This is a genomic window from bacterium (assembly GCA_030647005.1).
Lineage (GTDB): Bacteria > Patescibacteriota > Patescibacteriia > JACPHY01 > JACPHY01 > JAUSKG01.
Map to the genome: position 1 here is coordinate 1 of JAUSKG010000010.1, position 24255 is coordinate 24255.

General features: G+C 62.6%; 26 protein-coding genes. 25 read left to right on the plus strand and 1 reads right to left on the minus strand.

All coding sequences use genetic code 11. The features are described from left to right. The 24 genes from Q7S96_01095 to Q7S96_01210 all read left to right on the plus strand — a co-directional run. The coding region (locus Q7S96_01095) for a hypothetical protein (GenBank protein ID MDO8462857.1) at positions 1-357 on the plus strand (357 nt) is incomplete at its 5' end. Between the two features lie 55 nt (positions 358-412). Continuing rightward, the gene (locus tag Q7S96_01100; GenBank protein MDO8462858.1) at positions 413-625 is read left to right on the plus strand and encodes a hypothetical protein; all 213 of its coding nucleotides are present in this window, start codon (positions 413-415) and stop codon (positions 623-625) included. Positions 626-666: 41 nt separating this feature from the next. Continuing rightward, positions 667-1341, plus strand: coding sequence for a transposase (locus tag Q7S96_01105; protein MDO8462859.1), 675 nt, complete (start codon positions 667-669; stop codon positions 1339-1341). A gap of 45 nt (positions 1342-1386) precedes the next feature. After that, positions 1387-3813 carry a VWA domain-containing protein gene (locus Q7S96_01110; protein MDO8462860.1) on the plus strand — a complete coding sequence of 809 codons (2427 nt, stop codon included), beginning with the start codon at positions 1387-1389 and terminating at the stop codon, positions 3811-3813. Positions 3814-3820: 7 nt separating this feature from the next. Next, complete coding sequence (locus Q7S96_01115) at positions 3821-4237, plus strand: ribonuclease HI family protein (GenBank protein ID MDO8462861.1); 417 nt, start codon at positions 3821-3823, stop codon at positions 4235-4237. Between the two features lie 292 nt (positions 4238-4529). Continuing rightward, entirely contained in the window at positions 4530-6758 is a 2229-nt protein-coding gene (locus Q7S96_01120) for a hypothetical protein (protein MDO8462862.1), read from the plus strand. 98 nt (positions 6759-6856) lie between these two features. Then, positions 6857-7933, plus strand: a complete 1077-nt coding sequence (gene pilM, locus Q7S96_01125; protein ID MDO8462863.1) for a type IV pilus assembly protein PilM — start codon at positions 6857-6859, stop codon at positions 7931-7933. A gap of 16 nt (positions 7934-7949) precedes the next feature. After that, positions 7950-8882, plus strand: a complete 933-nt coding sequence (locus tag Q7S96_01130) for a hypothetical protein (protein MDO8462864.1) — start codon at positions 7950-7952, stop codon at positions 8880-8882. Positions 8883-8890: 8 nt separating this feature from the next. Then, positions 8891-9478, plus strand: coding sequence for a hypothetical protein (locus tag Q7S96_01135; protein ID MDO8462865.1), 588 nt, complete (start codon positions 8891-8893; stop codon positions 9476-9478). A gap of 10 nt (positions 9479-9488) precedes the next feature. Further along, positions 9489-9767 carry a hypothetical protein gene (locus tag Q7S96_01140; GenBank protein ID MDO8462866.1) on the plus strand — a complete coding sequence of 93 codons (279 nt, stop codon included), beginning with the start codon at positions 9489-9491 and terminating at the stop codon, positions 9765-9767. Between the two features lie 12 nt (positions 9768-9779). Then, positions 9780-11507 carry a GspE/PulE family protein gene (locus Q7S96_01145; GenBank protein ID MDO8462867.1) on the plus strand — a complete coding sequence of 576 codons (1728 nt, stop codon included), beginning with the start codon at positions 9780-9782 and terminating at the stop codon, positions 11505-11507. Positions 11508-11719: 212 nt separating this feature from the next. Next, positions 11720-12928 carry a type II secretion system F family protein gene (locus tag Q7S96_01150; GenBank protein MDO8462868.1) on the plus strand — a complete coding sequence of 403 codons (1209 nt, stop codon included), beginning with the start codon at positions 11720-11722 and terminating at the stop codon, positions 12926-12928. A 68-nt stretch (positions 12929-12996) separates the two neighbouring features. Beyond that, positions 12997-13515, plus strand: a complete 519-nt coding sequence (locus tag Q7S96_01155; GenBank protein ID MDO8462869.1) for a type II secretion system protein — start codon at positions 12997-12999, stop codon at positions 13513-13515. 19 nt (positions 13516-13534) lie between these two features. After that, positions 13535-14035 (plus strand): prepilin-type N-terminal cleavage/methylation domain-containing protein, encoded by a 501-nt coding sequence (locus tag Q7S96_01160; GenBank protein ID MDO8462870.1) that lies wholly within the window; start codon positions 13535-13537, stop codon positions 14033-14035. A 125-nt stretch (positions 14036-14160) separates the two neighbouring features. After that, positions 14161-14682, plus strand: a complete 522-nt coding sequence (locus Q7S96_01165) for a prepilin-type N-terminal cleavage/methylation domain-containing protein (GenBank protein ID MDO8462871.1) — start codon at positions 14161-14163, stop codon at positions 14680-14682. Between the two features lie 111 nt (positions 14683-14793). After that, entirely contained in the window at positions 14794-15540 is a 747-nt protein-coding gene (locus Q7S96_01170) for an A24 family peptidase (GenBank protein MDO8462872.1), read from the plus strand. Further along, positions 15530-16072 carry a type II secretion system protein gene (locus Q7S96_01175; GenBank protein MDO8462873.1) on the plus strand — a complete coding sequence of 181 codons (543 nt, stop codon included), beginning with the start codon at positions 15530-15532 and terminating at the stop codon, positions 16070-16072. The genes Q7S96_01170 and Q7S96_01175 overlap by 11 nt, the downstream gene beginning before the upstream one ends. A gap of 164 nt (positions 16073-16236) precedes the next feature. Beyond that, the gene (locus Q7S96_01180) at positions 16237-16851 is read left to right on the plus strand and encodes a type II secretion system protein (protein MDO8462874.1); all 615 of its coding nucleotides are present in this window, start codon (positions 16237-16239) and stop codon (positions 16849-16851) included. Further along, on the plus strand, positions 16838-17416 hold the full coding sequence (locus Q7S96_01185) for a type II secretion system protein (protein ID MDO8462875.1): 579 nt from the start codon (positions 16838-16840) through the stop codon (positions 17414-17416). Before Q7S96_01180 ends, Q7S96_01185 begins: the two co-directional genes overlap by 14 nt. A 1-nt stretch (position 17417) precedes the next feature. Beyond that, positions 17418-18239, plus strand: coding sequence for a hypothetical protein (locus Q7S96_01190; GenBank protein ID MDO8462876.1), 822 nt, complete (start codon positions 17418-17420; stop codon positions 18237-18239). A gap of 16 nt (positions 18240-18255) precedes the next feature. Beyond that, a complete protein-coding gene (gene ligA / locus Q7S96_01195) occupies positions 18256-20388 on the plus strand; it encodes an NAD-dependent DNA ligase LigA (protein MDO8462877.1) in 2133 nt (710 codons plus the stop codon). Positions 20389-20411: 23 nt separating this feature from the next. Continuing rightward, the gene (gatC, locus tag Q7S96_01200; protein ID MDO8462878.1) at positions 20412-20711 is read left to right on the plus strand and encodes an Asp-tRNA(Asn)/Glu-tRNA(Gln) amidotransferase subunit GatC; all 300 of its coding nucleotides are present in this window, start codon (positions 20412-20414) and stop codon (positions 20709-20711) included. A 27-nt stretch (positions 20712-20738) separates the two neighbouring features. Further along, a complete protein-coding gene (gene gatA, locus Q7S96_01205; protein ID MDO8462879.1) occupies positions 20739-22247 on the plus strand; it encodes an Asp-tRNA(Asn)/Glu-tRNA(Gln) amidotransferase subunit GatA in 1509 nt (502 codons plus the stop codon). A gap of 58 nt (positions 22248-22305) precedes the next feature. Beyond that, positions 22306-22581 carry a hypothetical protein gene (locus tag Q7S96_01210; protein MDO8462880.1) on the plus strand — a complete coding sequence of 92 codons (276 nt, stop codon included), beginning with the start codon at positions 22306-22308 and terminating at the stop codon, positions 22579-22581. A gap of 48 nt (positions 22582-22629) precedes the next feature. Here Q7S96_01210 and Q7S96_01215 read toward each other — a convergent pair whose 3' ends face one another. Next, on the minus strand, positions 22630-23370 hold the full coding sequence (locus Q7S96_01215) for a thioredoxin domain-containing protein (protein MDO8462881.1): 741 nt from the start codon (positions 23368-23370) through the stop codon (positions 22630-22632). A gap of 132 nt (positions 23371-23502) precedes the next feature. Here Q7S96_01215 and Q7S96_01220 point away from each other — a divergent pair, with 132 nt between their 5' ends. Next, positions 23503-24171: a ribonuclease H-like domain-containing protein gene (locus Q7S96_01220; GenBank protein MDO8462882.1), complete on the plus strand. Its 669-nt coding sequence runs from the start codon at positions 23503-23505 to the stop codon at positions 24169-24171. Positions 24172-24255 lie beyond the last annotated feature (84 nt).

Genomic DNA, 24255 nt, shown 5'->3' on the forward strand with positions numbered 1-24255 from the left:
ACCCCTCCCCCCGCTCTCCACTTCATGAAGTGGGAGAAAAATCCACCAGACACCCGCATCATCCCCAACACCACGGAAACAATCGCAAACAAATCCCAGATAGACGCCGTCACCCACCGCTACCCCCTCGCACCTCTCTCCGCATACCTCACCCTCTTTGCGCAGCACTATGAGAAGACGGGGGAGCCGTTGGATGACTGGACAAAACCAGAAGGAACCTGGTCATGGCTCTTTGGGGCCATAGACCCAGTGCAAGCGTCCGACGGGCCGTGCGTGTATGCGTACTGGCACTCGGATGGGCTGCGCTTGAACCCTGGGAATGCGGATGGGAATTCGCGGCTGCGGTTTGCGTGTTGAGCCCTCGTGTAGATTTTGGTTTTGGATTTTGGTTTTGGTTTTCAGAATGTGCGGTATGCTGTCCATGCAGCGCCGTCAAGCATCAGGACTGTACAGCGGTCATGATCCGCGCGTTGCATTAACGATCCATGGGGTCTTCCCGCACCTCTTGGGCTGGGTGCCCCACGTTGGCCTCATGCGGATCAGGAGGCAGGACGCTGCGCATGCGTGCGTTGCGATCTATCCGGACGGAGGTGCGGAGCAGCGTCTGTACGCTGTCCAACACTAAGTGTTGGACAGCAAGAGGTCGCAGGTTTATGATGAGAGTGTATGCGGAACATCGTTATTACCTCTGGGGAGTACTACCACATCTACAATCGGGGGAACGATCGCCGGGATATTTTTTACGGAGACGATGACTACTTGCGTTTTGTCGTCGCGCTCCTCCTGTACCAGTTCCCTGAATCTGTTTCGCAGCTCAATCGTACCGTCCGCAAGTATGTCCAACACTTAGTGTTGGACACTTCGGATTTTCAATTGCAGGGACGATACGCGGAGCTCGTGTGCTTTGCGCTCATGCCGAATCACTTTCATTTGATCATTCGTGAGCTCGAAGAGGGTGGTATCGCGCGCTACATGCAACGATTACTCAACGGGTATACGAAGTATCTCAACACGAAACACGAGAAGAGTGGGCATGTTTTTCAGGGTACCTATCAGGCCGTGCATGTTGAGGATGACGATCAGCTCTGCTACCTCTCCGCGTATATTCACCGCAATCCTCGTGATCTTCCTGCTTGGAGGAATTGCGAACAGGAGTATCCATGGTCGAGCTACCAGGACTACGTCAGTGAAAATCGTTGGAAAGGATTCCTGTCACCAGACATCGTTCTGAACCAGATAGGGTACGGCGATCGTTATCGAAGCTTCGTTCAACGAAGCGGAGCGAAAGAGCGCGCCATGGATTCCGTCCTGCACATTGATGACCAAATGTCCAACACTTAGTGTTGGACATTGGTGTGCGTGATATGATCAGAATGATCAGTAGCTATGTCCGAACGATCACCACGATTTGCCGCGCAGACCGGGCCGCCGGAGGGGGGTGGGGCCTTTGAGCGCGCGCCGGTTCCTGCACCGAAGCAGGAGCGTAGCCCCGCGCTCGAGCGGTATCGGGCGCAGGCCGAGCAGTTCATCGCGCGTAACCGCGAGCTGTTCTGGGCAATCGCGGGCGACCGCTCACTCACGTTCACCGTGGGTAGCGGGTTTTTTATTGATCTTGAGCACGGCATGATCTCGCTCGATCTCGGCAAGTGGAAGTGGGCCGAGGAGCGTGGTCTGTCCGAGGAACAACTCGTGTGGGCAACGTGCCACGAGCTCGCGCACTACCTGGACCTCCGTGAGAATCCTCGGGAGATGCTGGGTAACTTTGAGTACCTCAAACGTCGTGCGAAGCAGCTGGGTCCGGAAGTGCTGGAGATCTGGCGGCAGAAATTCTCAGATGGCGTGTTGCCGGATTACCTCACAAAAGAGGTCCCCGCTGGGAAGGACCCCAAGACCGGAGCAAAACGTACCACGCCCTACGTCGAGGCATTCCTCTACGACAAATTGCACCTTCTCTATAACTGTTTGGACGATCGGTACGTGAACGGCACCGTTGGCGTGCGCGTAGGTGCGTTCCACGAGGAGCGGGGGAGTGCGGCGGGCGAGGTGACGCGCCTCTACCGCGATTATCTTTTCCCCACAGACCCCAAGCGTCGCGGCGCGCCACCGCAGGAAGAGGAGGCCGCGGACTACTCCAAGATGCCGAAGTCATACCAGCTCGCGTACGCGCTCCTGCGCGAGCAGATGGTGCCGGAGCAGGCGATGCTCGTCGCCGATGATGTGCGTGCGGTGCTCTCCGGATTCCCGGATGCGATTGCGGAGCACAACAACCGGACGCTGCGCGATGAAGTTGCGGCTTTCACGCGCACGGTCCCGCGCGGTCGCGGGCAGCTCGTCGCGCAGACCCCCGCAGACCCCGCGTGGCGGTACGAGCAGATCAAGCGGCTCGTGGAGCCGGCGTACCTCGCCTTCCTCCGTGAGGACCTTCGGAAGATGAATGTTCCAAAGCCCGCGCCGCCGGGTGGCAGTGGCGGAGAGGGCGGGGAGGATGATGGTTGGGGAGTAGGAGATCCAGCACCGCCGGATGGCGAGCCCGAGGAAGATCCGAAAGACGGGAAGCCACAGGCGGGAAAGTCAGGAGACGGCAAGTCCGCAGGAGGCGACGATCCATGGAAGGAACTCGACGATCGTCCGGAGCCGATTGACCTCGATGTCATCCGCGACTTCATCAACCAGCAGAACACGCTCCAGCGCAAGCGTGCGCGTGAGGATCGCGAGCAGGCACGCGCTGCGCGGCTCACTCCGCAGGACAAGCTGCGCAACGCGAGGCGGTCTCATGATCGTACCGTGTGTGACGAACACGACGTGGATCCGGCACTCGCGATACAGTACCGCGCACTCGAGCAGTCGGTCGCGCCGTACGTTGAAGAGCTCGGGCAGGTCTTTGAGCAGATCATGAAGACCGTCACCGAGCGTATGCGCGCGGTGCTCCTCACCGGATTCCGGCAGGGGACCTTTGATGTCGAGCGCTTCATCGGGAAGTACGCGCCGGAGCTCGCCGCCGAGCGGCCGGAGGACATCCCCTGGGAGGCACTGGAGACGTACCTCCAGCGCGAGTACATCCCCAAGCTCGTCCTGTTCCCGAACAAGCTGCGCGTACGGTTTGTGCTCGATGGGTCCGGCTCGATGGGTAGCGATCGCATCAATGCCGTCCGTCAACTCTACGTCCTCTTCCAGGAGGCGTTGGGATCGTTTGAGGCCAACATGAACCTGCGATTCCGCATGCGCGAACCGTTCCATGTGGACACGGAGGTGCGCATGTTTGGCTCCAAGGGAGCGAGTGACATCGCGAAGCACCTTACCGCGGACGCGCCGCTCACTGCGGACGGGGAGCTCGCGGCGAAGTTCCGGGCGCTCGGAAAGATCACGTCGAACTACGGCGTCACCTGCGACGCAGAGCCGCTCTGGGGGATTGCGGACAGCATGGACGATGTGCACCGCGAAGACCTCGCGGAAGGGCGTGCGCGTGAGTTCGTGCTGCTCGTGACCGATGGCGGCTCCAACGACGCGAGTGCACACGCCGCGAAAGAGACGAGCGGGCCGCAGGATACACGCAATGCGCTCGAGGCACTCCGCCGCGTCGGTGCGCGTGCCGGCAAGGAGTTCGGTGTCATCGCGCGTGGATTCCAGATCGGTGAGCCCACTGAAGACGAGCGGACGACCTTCCGGAGTATCTGGGGGACGGACGGCAGAGAGACCCCACACCCCGCGGACCTCGCTCCGGCCGTTGCCGAGATGTTCGCCGATGCCATGCGGCAGATCGAATTTGACCTCCAGTTCTACGGCGAGACCGTGGACGATGAGGAGGATGAGTAATCCATACATGAAACTCTCCATCTACACCGACGGTGGTGCGCGTGGCAACCCGGGTCCAGCGGGGACAGGCATCGTTATCAAGGACGAGGCGGGGGCCGTTGTCGCCGCGTTCGGTGAGTACATCGGTGAGACGACGAACAACCAGGCCGAGTATCGCGCGATGCTCGCGGCACTCTCTCGCGCGCGCGAGCTTGGCGCGACGCACGTCGAGGCATTTGCGGACTCCGAGCTCCTCGTGAAGCAGCTCAACCGTGAGTACCGCGTGAAGAATGCGGGGCTTGCGCCACTCTTCGTGCAACTCGTCACCCTTGCGCAAGGATTTCAACGCTGCACGTTCGCACATGTGCGCCGCGCGCAGAATAAGGAAGCTGACGCGCTTGTGAATCGCGCCATTGATGCCCGCGGGCGTGTGGATGGGATGTGATATACTGCGCATAGAGCAATGTTCGGTTCGACATCTCTTTTCTGTCCCTCCCCTTCTCCGCTGGGGGAGAGGGGGAGTAGGAGGGGGAGAGGTGGTCTGACACATGGCGCAACAACAACAAACCGCCCCTCCCTCCCTGCTACGCTCTGCGAGCTACGCAGGGCAGGCCATCACCCTCTCTCTCCGTCATTTCGACCGAGTGAGTCCTCGAACGAGTGGAGAAATCTCGTCCAACAGTACGAGCGGCATCCTACTGCTCAACGAGATTTCTCGATTCGCGGACTCACTCGAAATGACGAAGGGGAAGAAGCGTTTGCGACTCTCCGGTGTGGTCGCCACGAGTATCATCGTGGCGTTCTGTGCGTTGGTCGCGCCGCGCATCGTGGCGGCGAGCGGCACGGAGAATGTGGCGGGGTGGGCGTGGAGTGAACAGGTGGGGTGGATCTCCATGAACGGGACGAACTGCGAGCGGTTTGGCACGAACGACCCCTGCAACCTCGGTGGGACGTATGCAGATCCGTCCTACGGTGTGCACACTGATGCACTGGGGTTTCTCTCCGGGTTTGCGTGGTCGCGTTCCGTGCAGTGGATCTGCTTTGGAGCGACGTGCGATGGATACGGCGGCCAGACACCGCCGGGTGGTTGGACTGCGCGGTTCAATGCGATCACCGGTCAGGCCACCGGCTGGGCGAAGGTCCTGGGATTGGGCGATGACGGATGGATCGCGCTGTCCTGCGACCAGGCAACGCCAAGCTCGCCGGGCGGAACGTGCGCATCCGGCATTTCATACTTTACGACGTGGCAGGAATTGGATGTCCCCAATGGCGAGTGGTCGGGGTACGCGTGGAACGGCCCCGCAGCAGTGGGCGGCCACGCGCTTGGATGGATCTCGTGGCGGCCCCAGAACTACGGCGGTGTCGTCACAACGTGGAATCCGCAGCCCGTCTGCACCGTGTCCGGCGAGGCGTGCACCGCGCACGAGGAGTGCAGCGTCCTCGGTGAGCTATGCTGCCGCGGCGGTGCGCCGTGCGGGCAGTGCCGCGGGTTTCAGGATTCCTGCGATACGCACGCCGCGTGCGCGAGCGGCGATCTCTGCTGTCCGGCTGGCGTGCCGTGTGGCCGCTGCGTGACGGACAGCACGATGTGCGGGGGCGATGACGAGTGTACGCTCCGCGACGGGGTGACGGCCGCCGGAGAGGATTCGTGCTGTCCACCCGGTGCAATTTGCACACGCTATGAGGACCCGGACGGACCGGAGACCGTGGGGACGCTCCCGGGTGCGATCGGATTCTGCTCGTCGGGCGGCACGCTCGATGTACCGCACACCGCCTGTCTCGACGAGGCACAGTGCGCGCCTGCGTGTACGCTTGAGCCACCACAGGGGCTGTGCGAGGGCGAGGAGTCCATCGCCTGCACGGAGGACGTGCAGTGCACGGGTGGCGTGTGTAACTTCGCGGTGGGATTGTGCGACGCGAATGCGACGAGCGGTGGCGGTGCGACATACACCGTCCCGTGCCTCGGTGGGATTGCCTCAAACTTCTGCGCCACGCACGGGAGCATCGGCGATGCGTCGGCACTCTGCCGGAACATTATCGGCATCTGTGCCGACGATGCGCCGCAGCGACTCTGCGTCGCCGACGCGAACTGCACGAGCGGACGGTGCGAGAAGATATACCTCCCGTGGCTCCAGACGCAGTACGGTCCGCTGTTCTCCGGTGGGAGCATTGGCAACCCGCAGACCGCACCGCCGCCGGTGGGGGAGTTCAACGCGACGTACTGCATCCTCTCCGGCGGACCCATCGTGAACTTCCTCTCCGAGGAGGGATGCGCCGATGTCGCGCAGACGCCGTACAACCTCTCGCCGAGCAGCACGGCGCGCATTGATGTCCCCGGCATCCTCGCGGGGAGGTATGGCGATGTCGTTGGTCCGCCGAACGGTGACACGTCCAGCCCGTGGACCAACGCGAACTTCCTCCTCAATCGGCAGGTATTCCTCGTGGATTTCACAACAAATCCCACACCGGACCTAGCGTATCGCATCGGCGCGGCCGGCGTGGGGTTCATCAATGGAATCGGCGAGCAATCCGGCGCAGGGCTCATCGTTATCCGTGGCGGCGATCTCCACATTGACGGTGACATCACCTATGTGGATAGCGGGCCGCTCTTCGCGGTGCATCACCTCGCGTCACCCGGGTGGCTCGTGCTCGCGGACGAGAACGGCGTTGGCGGGAACATCGTCATTGATCCAAGCGTCGCGGAGCTCGTCGGTGCGTTCTATGCACAGGGCGCAATCGAGACCGGTACGACCGGTGCCCCGGAGTCGGAGGTATCGCTCCGCGTCAATGGGGTCATGATTGCAAGGGAATTTGCGTTTTCACGGCAACGCGCGTCGTATATCATCGCGCCGGCAGAGCAGGTGGTCGCAGATGGACGCGTGCTCGTGAACACGCCGCCAGGATTTGGTGATGTTGCACAGTCGCTCCCACAGATCAGACAAATTGCGCCGCTCGGTGCACCATGAATGTGCAACGGTGTCACTCGTGGTATACTGGGAGAACTTCAGCGGAGTGATGGGGATGCGCCGCTGCGGTTGTCGTAATCACGAGCACACGATGGTCCATGGGATTTTTCAAGAAAAAACCGCAAGCGTTCCTCGGTGTGGATATCGGGGCAGGCGGCGTGAAGGTGGTAGAGCTGCGCAGCGAACGCGGTCGTGCGCGGTTGTCCACCTACGGCCTCGCAGAGTACCCGTCCATGGAACGTTCGGCGACGTCGCTCGGCGATGATCTCGGTGGTCTCGCGGACGCACTCCGAGAGGTGTGCGCGCGTGCGCGTGTCGAAGCGACAGAGGCGGTGTGTGCGCTGCCGGTTGCCGCAGTGTTCAGCTCGGTCATTACGTTGCCGCGCATGGCGAAGAAGCAGCTCCCCGATGCGGTGGCGTGGGAAGCCAAGAAGCTCCTGCCGCTCCCGTACGAGGAGATGATCACGGATTGGAAGCTCCTGACGCCGGAGGAGGACTTGGAGACGGAGAACACGGACACGACCACCGCGCGCGTGCTCCTCACCGCGGCACCCAAGCAGCTCGTCCAGCAGTACATCACGGTTTTTCGCGGAGCGGGTTTGGAGCTCCTGAGCTTGGAGACGGAGGCGTTCGCGCTCATTCGTTCACTCGTGGGCGACGATCCCGCAGTCGTCCTGCTCATGGACATCGGCGCATCGCGGACGTCCATGGTCATCGTGGAGGATGGAACGCCGATGCTCTCACGGAGCGTTGACGTCGGCGGTCGCCACCTCACGCGGGCGATGAGCGATCTCATGGGTATCGCCGTTCCCGCAGCGGAAGAGCTCAAGCTCGATCTCGCCGTCACCCCAACGGGCAACCCTGCGGCGGCAGCACTCCCCAAGCTCTTCGAGCGACTGTTCGCACCCGTCATTCAAGAGGCGCGGTACGCGATGAATCTCCACCAGTCGCAGGAGGTGAACAACGGGCGATCCGTGGAGAAGATTATCCTTGCGGGTGGGAGTGCGCTCCTCCCATCGCTCACGGAGTACTTTGGGTCTACGCTCAACCTTCGCGCGTTTGTTGGTGATCCGTGGGCGCGCGTCGTGTACCCGGTTGATCTTCGTCCGGCCCTCGATACGATCGGCGCGCGGTTCGCCGTTGCGGTCGGATTGGGGATGCGGGAAATCGTGTAAGGCACACGTTTCATCTATGCCGAAGGATCCCACCCTACTTCCAGAGGACATGCGGAAGGCCGAGGAGGACGTGCAACGGGCCTCGGGCGCGCGCGGGAATACGCGCGGTGTCTTCCATGTGCCGAGCGACGATGAGGCAGTGCGTCGCACACGCCCCCCGGTACGCAAGCGTCCCGAGGCGAAGCGTGAATCAACGCCAGCACCCGCGCTCCCGCCTGTAGCAGTACCTTCCACCCCGCCACCTGCTGCGAACCCGCCAGTGCGTCGTGCGCCGCGCGCGGTTCCGGTGGCGGGGGAGGGTGAACGTCTCCACATCCCCGCGTTGGGCCGTCGCGCGTTGCGGAGCATTTCCCTCATTCCGTCCGAGCTCAAGAAGAAGCCAGTTTCACCAACGTGGCCACGGCTCATTGCGGTCGTTGGCATCGCACTCACCATCCCACTCGTCGGCATCCCCTGGGCCATGCTCTCCAGCCGCGTCACCAGAGAACAGGAGGAGACGCGCGTGGTCGAGGCACGACGCTCGGACGTGCTCTCGCGCATCGCGGCGATGGAGCGTGCGGTGGAGTCCTACCGTGTGACGGCAGATCGCGCGATCGCGCTCCAGGCAATCGTCGAGCAGCACGGTACCTGGAAGCCGTTCTTCGACCTCTTGGAGGCGCGGACGCTCCCAGGCATGCGGTACGACCAGCTGAGCGTTGACGCAAACGGGACAATCACGTTGCCGACGATTGCGCCGAACCTCCGTGTGGCCGCCGCACAGCTCGTCGCGTGGCAGGAGGAACCGCGCGTTGAAGACCTCGGTATCTCCGGATTCTCGAGTGTCATTGACGAGCTTGGCATCACGCGGGGTATTCGTTTTGACCTCCGTTTGCGTGTGCGTCCTGATCTCTTCACGATGTTCGACGATACGGGTAGCGCGATCGTACCCGCATCGGTACCCGCATCGTGAGCATCCCTATGGCAACCAAACTCAAACCCAAGCGCGCCGGTGCGCTCAAGCAGGAGCTCAACTGGGATCGGCTCCTCCCGATGCTCACGCCGGTCGTCGTGCTCGCGTTTGGACTCATCGGGTACCTCCTGCTCCTCCGACCGCTTCTCTTTGAGCTTCGGACACTCGAGCGGAGGCGCGGATTTGCCGCGGACGTCACGGTGCTCGAGGAGCGTCTCGCACGGCTCACTGCTGCACGGGAGACCTTCGAGCACGATCTCACCACCGCGCAGCCCATCGTTGATTCCGCACTACCGAGCGGGCAGGACCTCCCGGGGCTCCTCGCAACGCTCGATGCGGCTGGACAACGCTCCGGCGTGGCGATCGCGAGCGTGGAAATTTCGCCGGAGGCACCGCCGGCATCGCTCGAGCGCGTCCTCGGTCAGCGTGGCGTTGTGCGGATTGGACTCGGTGTGCGCAACGTGAACTACGAACGCTTGAAGTCGCTCATCACGGTCCTCACGCAGAGCCGTCGCCTCGTGGATGTGCGCTCCGTGCAATTTACTCCGGAGCGTCTCCAGGCCGCACTCACGCTCCGCGCGTACGCGTTGGAGTAACGACACCCGTATGCTCGCACCACGCACACTTCGGAACTGGACCATGATGGCCACGGTCGCGGCATTCGTCATCGCGGCATTCGTCATCATCTCCGACATCATCCGTCCGCTCCCACCACTTCCGCAGACGAGTACGGCCGTCACGCGGGGGACGATGATTGACGTTGCAGCCGTTGAGGCACTCCTTGACGATCCGCGCTTCCAATCGCTTGTTCTCCTCGCACCGAACGTCACACCCGGACGACTCGGGAACGCCAATCCGTTTGCGATTTTTGAGGGGACGCAATAAGGTTGCACTCCCATGCTCACGACACAGCTCCTCCATCATCTGCAGTCCGAAGGCCGCATCACCGAGGGTGAGGTGGCGGAGTTGGTCGCTGCGGCCAAGCAAGGCGAACACATCGAACGCGCACTCATTGATCGCAAGCTCGTCACCGAGGATGAACTCCTCAGGTTGCGCGGGCAACTCCTCGGTCTCCCGATCATGACGCTCGTCGGGACGGTGCTCCCGGTCTCCATCCTTGAGACACTACCGAGGACGCTCGCGGAGCGGTACCACGCGATCGCATACGAGCGTGAGGGGAACCGCATCACCGTGGGACTCGTGGATCCGACGGACCAGCAGAGCGTCGAGGCCCTTGAGTTCTACGCACGCGAGCAGCAGCTCAGCGTGCGCTACGCGATCATCTCGCTCGCGAGCTTCTACGCGGCGCTTCGTCAGTACCCGGAGCAGCAGCAGGCGACGGAGCGGGCCATCTCGCGCGCTTCCGAGAAGATGACCGTCCCTGCGGTGTCGGCGGAAGACGCGGAGGTAGATCTCGCGGCGGAGATCGAGCGCGCGCCGGTTTCACAGATCGTCGCAACGGTCGTCCGCCATGCGATTGAGGCGAGCGCATCGGACATCCACATCGAGCCGCATGGGAAACAGACACGTATTCGGTACCGCGTGGACGGTATGCTCCAGACGGCGCTCACGTTGCCGATCTCGCTCCACACGTCCATCATCGCTCGCGTGAAGGTGCTCGCGAAGCTCAAGCTCGATGAGACGCGCACGCCGCAGGACGGCCGCATCCACGTGACGGAGGCCGGGCGCGAGGTAGACCTGCGCGTCTCCACCCTGCCACTCCTCGACCACGAGAAGGTCGTCATGCGTATTCTCGAGACGTCCGGTGGTCTCATCACCCTCGCGGACCTTGGGTTCCGACCGTGGCAGATTGAGCTCCTCTCCCGCGCGGTGCACCGTCCGCACGGCATGGTGCTCCTCACCGGACCCACGGGCTCCGGGAAGTCCACGACGCTCTACGCGGTGCTCAACCTCCTCAATGAGGAGGGCGTGAACATCACGACGCTCGAGGATCCGATCGAGTACTACGTGCGCGGCGTGAACCAAGCGCAGATTCGTCCAGAGGTGAATTTCACCTTTGCAACCGGATTGCGCGCCGTCCTCCGCCAGGACCCGAACGTCATTATGGTCGGCGAGGTGCGCGACGTCGAGACCGCAGAGCTCGCCATCCACGCCGGTCTCACCGGACACCTCCTCTTCTCCACGCTCCATACGCGCGATGTGTTCGGTGTCGTGCCGCGTCTCACGGATATGAAGATCGAGCCGTTCCTCCTCGCCTCGACGCTCATCCTCGCAGAAGGCCAGCGCCTCGTGCGTATGATCTGTCAGCACTGCAAGGTGTCGGTGCAGCCGAGCGTGGAGATCGCGCACGCCATCGAACAGCACCTCGCGACGTTCCCATCGAACAGCATCCCAGAAACGGTGCAGCGCGAGGGGATGGTGCTCGCACGCGGGAAGGGGTGCCCAAAGTGCGGCGGGACCGGGTACCATGGCCGCACGGTCGTCGTGGAGCTCCTGGAGTTTGACAACCAGCTCGAGCAATTCATCGTCCAGGGATTCCCGGACAAGGAAGTGCGCGCGTACATCAAGGAGCGCGGCATGCTCACGCTCATGCAGGATGCACTCCTCAAGGCACTCGAGGGTGTGACGACGTACGAGGAAGTGCTGCGCGTGAGCCACGAGTAGATCGAGAACCCATCGGCCCCTCCACGTCATAGACAACCAAGCGCGTCCTCAACTGCCTCCCCCGTCATTTCGACCGACTCAGTCCTCGAGGGAGCGGAGAAATCTCGTTTTGCTGCACAATGGATGACGGTACTGCTCAACGAGATTTCTCGGCTCCGCTCGAAATGACGGAAGAAGAGGAAAAGAAAGAGTACGCCACGGTCGCTCTACCTATGCGCTTTCGATACATTGCCCGAACAAAAGTAGGGAAGACCGTGCGGGGTGCACTCGTGTCCCCGAGCATCGCGGAGGCAGAGCACGAGCTCGCCGACCGTGGATACCTCTCCGCCTCACTCCGTCCGGAGGCGCGCATCGTGGGTTCCCTGCGCGAGATGGCCATCCAGTTTCAGCGGTTGCCACTCAAGGGGATCGTCATTCTCCTCCGGCAGCTCTCGGTCATGGTCTCCGCAGAGATGCCGCTCGTGGATGCACTCCGTGGGCTCGTTCACCAGACGGAGAGCGCACTCCTCCGGCCGGTCATCGTGGACCTCGTGAAGGACGTGGAGTCCGGTCGCCGCCTCTCCGAGGCGTTCGCCGCGCACCCGCGCATCTTCTCGAGCTTCGCCGTCTACCTCGTGCGGGCCGGTGAAACATCGGGGAACCTCAGCGAAGTCATTTCGTACCTCGCGGATCAGGCGGAACGCGACGCAGAGCTTCGTTCAAAAGTACGCAGCGCGATGCTCTACCCGTCGTTCATTATTGGCGGGTTGGTCACCGTCACGTTCATCATGATGACGTTCGTCATCCCGCGCATGACGAACGTCCTCCTCCAGACCGGCGGGACACTTCCGCTCTCCACCCAGATCCTCATTACGGTTTCGAGCTTCCTCGCCACCTGGTGGTGGCTCCTCCTCATCGTGGTCGTCGTGACGGTCGTCGCGTTCCGGTGGTTTTTGCGGTACGCGTGGCTCCGCACGCGATGGGATACGTTCAAGCTTCGCGTCCCGGCGTTTGGGCGCATCGCGCAGGACGTCGCCATTGTCCGCATCACCCAGTCATTCGACATGCTGCTCCGTGGTGGTGTCGGTATTCTGCCGTCGCTCGATGTTGTACGCGATGTCGTGGGGAACGCGGCGTACCGCGAGCTCCTTGAAGCGACCGCACAGGAGGTCATGGACGGGAATTCGCTCACGACGCGCTTCCGTGACTCCTGGCTCATCCCGGAGATGGTGACGCAGCTCCTCGCCGTTGGCGAGCGGAGCGGTCGGCTCGAGCTCGTGCTCCAGAAGCTCGCGAGTCACTACGAACGCATCGTCGAGCAGCGCATTCGTGACCTCATCACTGTCATCGAGCCGATCGTCATGATCGTCCTCGGCATCGGGGTCGGCGTTATGGTCGGAGCGATCATCCTGCCGATGTACAACCTCGTCTCACAGTTCTGAGCATTCCACAGGGTGTTCGTGCAGCTGTCGTGGTACGCTATCAGTGTGGATAACCCATTATTCGATCTATGCAAGACCCACGCAAACGCGGATTCACCTTGATTGAGCTCCTCGTCGTCATCGCCATCATCGGTATTCTCGCGACCTTGGCGGTATTTGCGGTGTCCAGTGCTCGCGTTCGGGCTCGTGATGCAAAGCGTGTCGCGGATATCAAGCAGATCCAGAGCTCACTCGACCTCTACGCCGTGGATAAGATCGGCTACCCAGCCCAGGGTCTCGCTGGCGAGGGAGGCCCCGCTGCACTCATTATCGGTGGTACTCAGGCGGAATGTTTGGATGCGGATGGTTTTGGTTCGGCGTGCCCACAGGCGACCGGCAACCTCATCTACATGGCAACCGTTCCGAACAATCCAACGCCAGGTGGACGCGACTACTCGTACGAAGGTGAGGACTGCGTGGGGTCTGAGGTGTGTAATGACTACACGATTATTTTTGAGCTTGAGGCGGAGACCTCCGAGCTTCGCGATGTGGACGAGGATGGTGTCACGCTCTGTGAGGCAAAATCCTCGGGCATGAAGTGCGACTAGTGTTCGTAAGATTTTCTCTATGTTCCACAGGCAATCACGAGGATTCACGCTCATCGAGCTGCTCATTGTCATCGCGATTATTGCACTCCTCGCCACGCTGGCGATCTTCGCAGTGGGCTCCGCACGCGTTCGCGCGCGAGACGCAAAGCGCATCGCGGACGTGAAGCAGACGATGAACGCGCTCGAGCTCTACGCAGTGAACAACGGTGGGTACCCGGGTGCCGCGGCTACAGGCGGTGTCGAGCTCGGAACCGGTAGTGGTTCCTGTCTCGATGATGCAGGATTTGTCGCAGCGTGTGCGACAGGGACAACGTACATGGCGAACGTTCCAAGCCATCCCGTGCCACCAGCGGGATCCTACACCTACAGTGGCGCGACTGCCGCAGGAGCGGAATGTCTCGCAGCAGCAGAGCCGTGCGTGGATTTCCTCATCAATTTCGCTCTCGAAGATGGTGTTGCAGAGTTTGGCCAGGGGAGCACCGATTGTGAAGCAACCTCTGCCGGGCTCGCCTGCACGTAGTGTACGGCTTTCTCGAAAGTGCTCCCCGTGTAGCGGGGAGCACTTTTGTACTTCACTTTGGTATACTGAGATCGTAGCAAAAACATCCCACTTTCTACACGCTCACGCGGTGTCAGGACGTCCCTATGTTCCACAAGCAATCACGAGGATTCACGCTCATCGAGCTGCTCATAGTCATCGCGATCATCGCGCTCCTCGCCACGCTGGCGATCTTCGCAGTGGGTTCCGCACGCGTTCGTGCGCGAGACGCAAAGCGTATTGCGGACGTGAAGCAGACGATGAACGCGCTCGAGCTCTACGCGGTGAACAACGGTGGGTACCCGGGTGTCCCCCTCCAGGGCGTTCCACTCGGAGACAGCAATTGGGCGTGTCTCAATGATGTGGGATTCGTTCCTGCGTGCGCGTCGGATGGGGGGACGATATACATGGCGAATGTCCTGAATCCCCCAGAGCCACCGGCAAATGGTCAATACCGCTACCGTGGTAGGCACACGGGGGGGCTCGTGTGTATCGCAGCAGCTGCGCCCTGTGCGAATTTTGAGATCGAGTTCCGGTTGGAAGATGGAGTTGCGGAATTTGGTCGAGGAAGTACCAACTGCAAGGCGACTTCTTCGGGTATTACGTGCGTACCATCAAGTGCGTCCTAATGGTTTGGGGGCCTGGCAAAATTCTTGTACGGTTAGAGGGATGAGCGTTCCCCGTGTAGCGAAGAGCACCTTCGTTCTTTATTCTGGTATACTCCATCACAAGGGTACTTCATGTTCACCTCCATACTCACCCCCATCGTGCTCGTTGCGCTCGGGCTCGCGGTTGGGAGCTTCGCGAACGTCGTCATTGATCGCGTCCCATCCCACCGGTCGCTCCGCGGTCGCTCGGTGTGCGATCGGTGTCGGCGTGAACTCCGTCCCTGGGAGCTCGTGCCCATCCTCAGCGCGTTGTTCCTCCGGTTTCGCTGCCCAACGTGCGATGGGCCGATTGCCCTCCGCATGCTTCTCGTGGAGGGTGGTATCGCCGCGTTGTTCTTGGGGGCGTGGTGGACGTTCGGCTTCTCCCCGCGTGCGATTGCTGTCGTGGTGGCGCTCACCGCGCTCGTCATCCTTGCGGTGATTGATCTTCGTGAGCACGTGGTTCCAGATCGTGTGAGCGTACCGGCGATGATTGCGGTGGCCGTACTCCGTCTGGGGGAAGTTCGCCCGCACGTCGTCATCATCGGGATGCTCCTCGGCGCGGGGTTCTTCTGGGTGCAGCGGGTCGTCTCCCGTGGTCGTTGGGTGGGCGATGGCGACACGCGCGTCGGGGCACTCATGGGCGCACTCTTCAGCCCCCTCCACCTCGGTATCGCATTGGCCGCGTCCTACGTGGTGGGCGGGTTGCTCGCCGGCGTCCTCCTCGCCATGCGCCGCGCGCAGCGTGGGACGCAGGTTCCCCTCGTCCCGTTCCTTCTCCTCGGTTCCGTCGTCACCGTGTTCTGGGGTGATGTTATTCTCCGTTGGTATGGATGGTAGTCGTACATCACCGCGAGTGTCGCGCAGTGCGTTCACGCTCATCGAGATGATGATCGTCGTCGGCATCTTCCTCGTCATGCTCGGGGTGACGCTCGCGAGTTTCCGGCAGGCCATTCCACAGCGCGAACTCACCGAGACCGCGCGGCGATTTGCATCCGACATCGAGCAGATGCGCGTCGCGTCGTACGCGGGCGATCCGCAGCACCCCGATGCGATTTCCTTTGGTGTTGTTCTCGACGGTGCTCTCGTGGACCGCTACGAGCGATTTCGCTCCACACAGGCGCAGTTTGATCCCGATGCGCCCCCAGAGATCATCGAGGGCATCACACTGCCGGACAACGTTTTCATCCGATCGCTCACACCAACCTCGGGATCCGAACAGATACTCAGCATCTCGTACACCGCGCCCCGCGGGGCACTCACGATCACGAACGACGCAACGGAGGCCGAGGTGGTCTTTGGTCACACGGGGACGAGCGAGACGCGCACCGTGCGCGTGAACGGGATATCCGGACGGGTGGATCTCGAGTGATTCCTATGGACCGCTATACGTCAGGAACCCCTACAAAATCTCTCTTCGATGTCATTTCGAAAGAGTCCACGACCGAGAAATCTCATACGGTACAATGGATTGAGGCGGGTGAGATTTCTCCCTTCGGTCGAAATGACACTTGGGGAGAGACCTCATCGTATTCTTTGAATTGCGCGTCGCGCGGGCGGCGCGGATTTGGGCTCCTCGAGACCATCGTGGCGATCGGTGTCATCGTCACGGGACTCTTCGCGGTCTTCACGCTCGTCCTCTCAAACCAACGCACCATAGATGCGGCGAAGCTTCGGTTCGGTGGCGTGTCCGCGGCGCGCGAGGGTGCGGAGGTGGTTCGGATGCTCCGCGATGCGAACTGGCAGCGCGGGCGGGCGTTCGATGACGGGATTATTACGGGAACGACGTACAGCGCGCTACCAAAGTTTTCCGATGGCGCGGGCTTCACACTCCACCACGGCGTATGGGATTTTACGGATCACGAGACACAGATTGCGCGTCTCCCGTCCGGCTTCTGGACGAACGCGACGGAAGCGACACCCCCCACGCCCGCAGAGCGCACACCGTACCGCCGCATTGTTCGTACGCTCCCCATCTGTACGGACCCCGCAGGCGGGAGCGCACGCGTCATCCTCACCGAGGATGGCGAGACGTGCGAGGCGATTGGCGCGGAGCGTATCGGCATCCACGTCGTGGCGATGGTGCAGTGGAACCACGGCGGGAGCACGCAGGACGCGCGTGTTGCAGCAGACCTCTATGATTGGCGTTAGACTACCCGCAGCTCCAGAGTCATCCGAGGACGGCGTGGTCACCACGACGCGCCGCCCCGCGTTCACGCTCATCGAGATGCTCGTCGCGATTGCGGTATTCGCGATCGTGGTAGGACTCACCTCGGACCTCTTCCTCACCGCAACGCGGCAGCAGCGGCGCACGACGGCACGCGCCGCGCTCGAGGAAGATGCGCGCTTCGTCATCGAGACCATCGTCCGCGAGGTGCGCGAGGGCACACTCGATCGCAGTGTGACGGATGCAGGTATCGCGGTGATGCACATGGATGGGACCGGCACGCGCCTGCGCACGGCGGTGGGTGTCTGCCCCACGCCGAGTAGCTCCTGCATCGAGATTGGCCGCGTGGCATCGGACGGCAGCATCGCCTGGGCATCGCTCACGAGTGCCGGTGTAGATGTTGATGCGTTCGATGTGCAGGTGAGCGATCCCGAGACGCAGGATGCCGCGACGGTGCATCTCGTCCTCTCGACCGCGGGCGTTCGCCCTGACCAGCGCGAAACCACCGAGGCACAGACCACGGTGGTGAGTCGCGTCTACCTCCGATGATATGCAACGACCGGGATCAACACTGCTCCTCGCGCTCCTCGTGCTCGCCGGATTCATGGCGACGAGCTTCGCGATTGGGTCCGTCGTCGTCAATCGCGTGCGCGCCGTTCGCCAGGTGGATCAGGCCATCGTCGCGTCCTACGCCGCGGAGACGGGCGTCGAGGACCTCCTCTATCGCGTGCGCCGCGAGCAGCAGCTCGATGGCCTTGACGGCACCGCGACGCTCGACAATGGCGCATCGTGGGAGCGCACGGTGGCGGAGACCGTTGATGACCGCTTTCTCTTTCTCACGGAGGATGCGTCGCGCCAGATGGACATCTTCCCGATGTCCGGGACGTTCGACGCGACGCAGTCCACCGAGCTCGTGCGATCACTCGTGGTCACTCCCATTGACATCATGGCCGCTGGAGTCCCCAGTAGCGCATGGCTCGAGGTGACGTGGGTGCCGTGGCTCCGCACGGGTGCGTGGGCCGAGTCCATCGGTCGGTTACTCCTCAGTCCGTCCGATCTCGCGAGTGGTGATGTCGTCGTCAATCTCCTCCAGCACCCGGTGGGTGAGGAGCCCGTGGGCTACCGCGTACGGTTCCTCGCGCGTTCGGATGACGTGGGAACGGTGCGCGTTCGCGCCGCGACCGATGTCCTCGGGGAGACGCTCACCGCGTTCCCCTCCGGTATTCAAGCGACGGTACGTGGCACATTTGCGGGAACGCGGCACGCACTCCGCGTTGAGTTTCCGGCGCGGCTGCCGCTCGCGTCCACATTTGACTACGTGCTCTTCTCCGAGTGCGATATCGTGAAGGGCGGAACCGTCTCGTGTCCGTGACGGAGAGCACCGTAGTATGACGAAGCGTCAAGCGCGCGAGCGCATCGAGCGACTCCGACGCGAGATCCATCGCTACCGGTATGCCTACCACGTGCTCGATACGTCGCTCATCTCCGATGCTGCGAGCGATGCGTTGAAGCACGAGCTCGAGGAGCTCGAGCGCGCGTATCCGGATCTCGTGACGCCGGATTCGCCGACGCAGCGCGTGGGCGGAGCGGTGCGGCCCGAGTTCACGAAGGTTGCACACGCGACCCGCATGCTCTCGCTCACGGATGTATTTGACGCGGAGGAGTTCACGGCGTGGGTGGCGCGCATCGCGAGGATCGAGCCCGTCGCCGTGCGTTCGTTCTACGCAGAACCCAAGCAGGATGGCCTGGCACTCTCGCTCATCTACGAGCGCGGTGTGCTCGTGCGCGCGGCGACGCGCGGTGACGGGCGCGTGGGCGAGGACGTGTACGCGAACGTGAAGACGATTGACGCGATCCCGCTCACGCTCGCGGACATCGCGACGATCACGAAGCACCGTCGTTCGCTCCGCTCGCCGCTCGCGGTGCTCGGGGATTGGGAGGGGCTCGTCGAGCGCGCTCTGCGGGGACGCATCGAGATTCGCGGCGAGGCGTTCATCACGAAGGAGCGATTCGCTGCCATCAATGCAGCGGCGCAGCAGCGTGGAGAGAAGGTCTACGCGAACCCGCGGAACCTTGCCGCTGGATCCATTCGTCAGCTCGACTCGGGTGTCACCGCATCGCGTCAGCTCTCGTTTTTCGCGTACGCGGTGCTCGGCGTTCCGCTTACGACCCACGAGCAGGAGCACGCGCTCGCGCAGGTGCTCGGTGTCCCCGTGAATCCGTTGAGCGCGTCGTGTGCGGATGCGGATGCAGTCATTCGTTTCTCCAAACAGCTCGGTGCAAAGCGTCCGCGACTCGCGTACGAGATTGACGGCATCGTCGTCAATGTGAACGACCGCGCGCTATTTGAGCGTCTCGGTACCGTGGGCAAGGCACCGCGCGGTGCGATCGCGTTCAAGTGGCCGGGCGAGGAAGCGACGACCGTCGTTGAGGATATCCGCGTGCAGGTCGGACGCACCGGCGCACTCACACCGGTTGCCATCCTCCGACCCGTGAACGTCGGTGGTGTCACCGTGACGCACGCGACGCTCCACAACGCGGATCAGATTGCGCGTCTCGGCGTGCGCATCGGTGACACGGTCATCGTCCACCGCGCCGGCGATGTCATTCCGGAGGTGCTCCATGTCCTCCGCGAGCTCCGTCCGAAAAAAACGAAGGCGTACCGTTTCCCCGCACGATGTCCGAGCTGCGGGAGTGCGGTCGAGAAGCGTGGAGTTGGCGCGAAGGCGGGAGTGAGCGCATCCACGTTCTGCAGCAATCGCAACTGCTACGCGCGTCAGCGCGAACGCATCATCCACTTCACGCGCCGCGGCGGGTACGACATCGAGGGCATCGGCGAGAAAACCGTGGATCGCTTCTTGGATCTCGGTCTCCTCAAAGACCCCGCGTCGCTCTGGGAGCTCCGCGCGGAAGACATCGCGCAGCTCGAAGGGTTTGGCGAGCAATCCGCAGCGAGCATCATCCGGGCCATTGCGGATCGTCGGACGATTCCCCTCGAACGGTTCCTCCTTTCTCTCGGCATCCCGCAGGTTGGTGAGGAAACCGCACGGACGCTCGCGCGTCACATCGCCTCCGCATCGGTCGCGTCTCGTCCCATTGCTCCCCGAACGATTCTCGCGTGGTTCGACGCGCAAACATCCGAGTCCCTCCAAGCCATCGAGGACATCGGTCCCGTGGTCGCCAAGGACATCGTGGAGTGGATCACCGACGACGACCACCGGAAGCTCATTGCGCGACTCGATGGTGTGGGCATCACCGTCGCTGCAAGCCGACAGCTGCAAGCTGCAAGCAACACATGCGAGGGGATGACCTTCGTGTTCACCGGTGAGCTGGAGACGATGACCCGCGAGGAGGCCGAGGAGCTCGTCCGCACGAGCGGCGGCAAGGCCACGGGATCGGTTTCCCGAAAGACGGACTACGTTGTCGCCGGCGAGGATCCGGGCTCGAAGCTCGCGAAGGCGGAGGAGCTTGGTGTTCCGGTACTCGACGAGCAGGCGTTCATCGCGCTGGTCAGGCGATAGTGCCGCTGCTACGCTGGTTGTCTATGACACTGAGCACCACGGATGTCCACCACCTCGCGAAGCTCGCGCGGATTGACCTCACGGATGCGGAGGTTGAGCAGTTTGCTGGACAACTGTCTACGATCCTCGACTACGTCTCCCAGCTCCAGGAGGTGGACGTTGATGTCCAACGAGAAGCGGTTGCGAACATCTCCGGACTCGAGAACGTCATGCGCGAGGACGAGCTCCACGGTTGTACGCCGGAGGAGCGTGAGCGCATCCTCGACCAGTTCCCGCTGCGGGAGGGGGATCTCCTGAAGACGCTCGGCGCGCTCGGGAAGTGACGCGGCGTACGTGACCTCCAGAGGCACATGGCATACCTCTCCATTGAACAGATCGGCACCGGACTGCGCGAGAAGCGATTCTCCGCCGTCGAAGTTGCAAAGAACTATCTCGATCGGATCGCCGCACGCGATGGCGGTCTCGGGGCGTACCTCCACGTCATGGGCGACGACGCGCTCGCGGCCGCCGCGCGCGTTGATGCGGCGATCGAACGGGGCGATGAGCTCTCCGCGCTCGCGGGCGTTCCCGTCGCCGTAAAGGACACGATTCTCGTTGCGGGACACCCGACGACCGCGAGCGCGAAGGTGCTCGAGTCCTACGTCGCCGCATATGACGCGACGGCGGTCACGCGCATGAAGGCGAACGACGCGGTGCTCCTCGGCAAGACCAACTGCGACGAGTTCGCCATGGGATCATCCACGGAGAACGCCGCGCTCGGGAAGACGGTGAACGCGTGGGATGCGTCCCGCGTGCCAGGCGGATCATCCGGCGGGTCGGCGACGGCAGTTGCCGCCGACCTCGCGTGCGTCGCGCTCGGCTCAGATACCGGCGGCTCCATCAGGCAGCCCGCCGCACTCTCCGGCATCGTCGGCCTCAAGCCAACGTACGGGAGCGTCTCTCGCCATGGTCTCATCGCCATGGCATCGAGTTTCGATGTCATCGGCCCGATAGCGCGAAGCGTCGCGGACGTGCGGACGGTGTTTCACGCGATTCGCGGGCAGGATCGCCACGACGCGACATCGTCGGGAGCTGCAAGCCGACCATCGGATGCCAAGCGCGTGGCCGACCTCCGCGTCGGGATTCCAAAAGAGTACTTTGGGGAGGGGATGGACGCAGACGTCGCGCAGGCGGTGCGCGATGCGATCGCGACCGTTGAGGGATTCGGCTGTCGCGTGGAGGAGGTTTCGCTCCCGCTCACAACGTACGCGCTCGCCGTGTACTACGTCCTCATGCCATCGGAGGTCTCCGCGAACCTCGAGCGGTACGACGGCATCCGCTACGGCCTCTCGGCACTCGCCGGGTCCGTACCGAACGCGGCGAACTTGAACGAGGTCTACACGAAGACGCGCGCTGCGGGATTCGGGCCGGAGACGAAGCGGCGCGTGATGATCGGGACATACGCACTGTCCTCTGGCTACGCCGACCAGTACTACAAGCGCGCGCTCGCAGTGCGCAATCGGATCAAGCACGAGTACCGAAAAGTATTCGAGCGCGTTGACGTACTCCTCACACCAACGACACCAACACCCGCGTGGGCGTTGGGTGCCAAGCAGGACGACCCGCTCCAGATGTACCTCTCGGACATCTTTACGGTCTCGGCGAACGTCGCGGGCATCCCGGGTCTCTCCATCCCGTGCGGGTTCGTGGAACGTTCCTCTGATCCCCCACCTCTTCTCGAGGGGGGGCGAGGGGGGGTGGTGCGCCTCCCCGTTGGCCTCCAGCTCCTCGCGCCGTGGTTTTCGGAGGACACACTCTTCACCCTCGGCGAGGCCTACGAGCAGGCCACGGATTGGCACACGCAACACCCCAACGCTTGACGAGTGGCCCGTGCTATCGCTACGGTACGGAAAGAACCTTTCCCGTGAGGAGGATGCAATGGATTGGTTGAACAGGAGGAAACTCATTCGCGCCGCAGCGCGTCTCGATCGGCTCGTTGCCATGCTCCAGAGCGATGCAGTGCAGCGGTCCATCACGCAGCGCGTGCCCTGGCACAACCGAGAAACGGTCTATGCGCGAATCGAGGCGCAGGTTGAGGCGATTGATCGCGAGATTGATTTCCTCGCGCGTATCTTCGCACTCCAAGCGGGTGTGGAGGAGGCGATGCAGGACATTGATCCTGCTCGCACCGTCCCCAAGCCACCGCAACCGTAAACGAAACCACCCCGATGGACATCGGGGTGGTCTTTCCGTTGCGGGGTACTAGTTGCTCAGTTCTGACTCGATGATCGCCTGCACCTGGCTGTACGGCACTGCACCGCCGAGCTCGATGCCGTTGATGTAGCTGCCCGGAGTACCGCGGACACCGGCGGCGAGTCCCGCTGCCTCCTGCGCGCGCACCTTCGCCTCGTACTTGCGCGTTGTCACACACGCATTGAACTGCGCGGTGTCGAGTCCAAGTTCGGAGGCCTTCTGCTGGTAGAGGTCCGCGCCGAGCGAGGGCTGGTTTTGGAACAGCTCATCTGCGAACTCCCAGAACTTTCCCTGCTCCGCCGCGCACTCCGATGCCTCTGCGGCAGCGCGCGCCTGCGGATGGAGGGAGTCGAGCGGGAAGTGGCGGTAGACCCAGCGGACATCGTCACCGTAATCTGTCAGGGCTTGCTGGAGCGTGGGGTGGAAGCGCGAGCAGAACGGGCACTCGAAGTCCGACCACTCGACGATTGTCACCGGCGCGTCCACGTTGCCACGGATGTGGTCATCCGCCGTCACGGTGATGTCCACCGGAGCGGAAGGAGCAGGTGCGGGTGTCGGTGCGGGCGTTGGCGTCGGTGCAACGGCGGTCGTCGGCGTGGGCGCGTCGGATGCTCCCTTGATTGCTCCCGGCAGGAGCACGAGGAACCCCACGATACCGAGCGCACCAACACCGAGTGCTGCGCCAAGTCCCATCGCGGTTTTCGGCGGAACGCTCTCAGTCCACGATCGCTTCGGAGAAGATGTCTCCATACGTTCTCAGATAGTTACGAACACACAGGGAACTCCTCCATTCTCGCACCTCCATCGGAACGTGCAAGCGCGAGCGAAAGACGCTACTCTGATAAGAGGAGGATGCTCATCATTCGCGTATGCTTATCATCTATGAAACAGCTCGTCATTGACATTGAGACATCGGGTGCGGAGTTTGATACCCTCGATCGAGAGACCCAGGAGTACCTGCTCAAGCGTGCCGATACGCCGGATAAGATTGATAAGGTGAAGGACTCGATCAACCTCTGGCCGCTCACCGGTGAGATCGTGGCGATTGGCGTGTACGATGTCACGGCAGCGACCGGCGCGGTGTACTTCCAAGCGCCCGGGCGCACCATTGAGACCTGGACGGAGAAGGGGATGCAGTACCAGGCCGGCGATGAGCGCGCGTGCCTCGAGCGATTCTGGGCTGACGTGACGCACGCGACGCGCATCATCACGTTCAACGGGCGCATGTTCGACATGCCGTGGCTCATGACGCGCTCGCTCGTACACGGCGTCGTCGCCACGCGCAACCTCATGCCCTCGCGCTACTCCACGACGTTCCACGTGGACCTCGCCGATCAGCTCGCGTTCTACGGCGCGACGCGCCACTACGCGCTGGACTTCTGGTGCAAGCAGATGGGCATCCAGAGCCCCAAGACCGACATTTCCGGCGCCGATGTCCCGCAGATCTACAAAGCCGGCGAGTACGAGCGCATCGCTCGCTACAATGGCGCCGACCTCCGTGCCACCGCAGAGCTGTTCCAGAAGTGGGAACAGACGATCGGAGGGGTGTAATGTGTAATGTTCTATGTCCGAACGTCCCCCCTCCCCCTCCGAATCCCCCCGCTCCCATATCGCCAAGGACAACCTCCCTCGTGA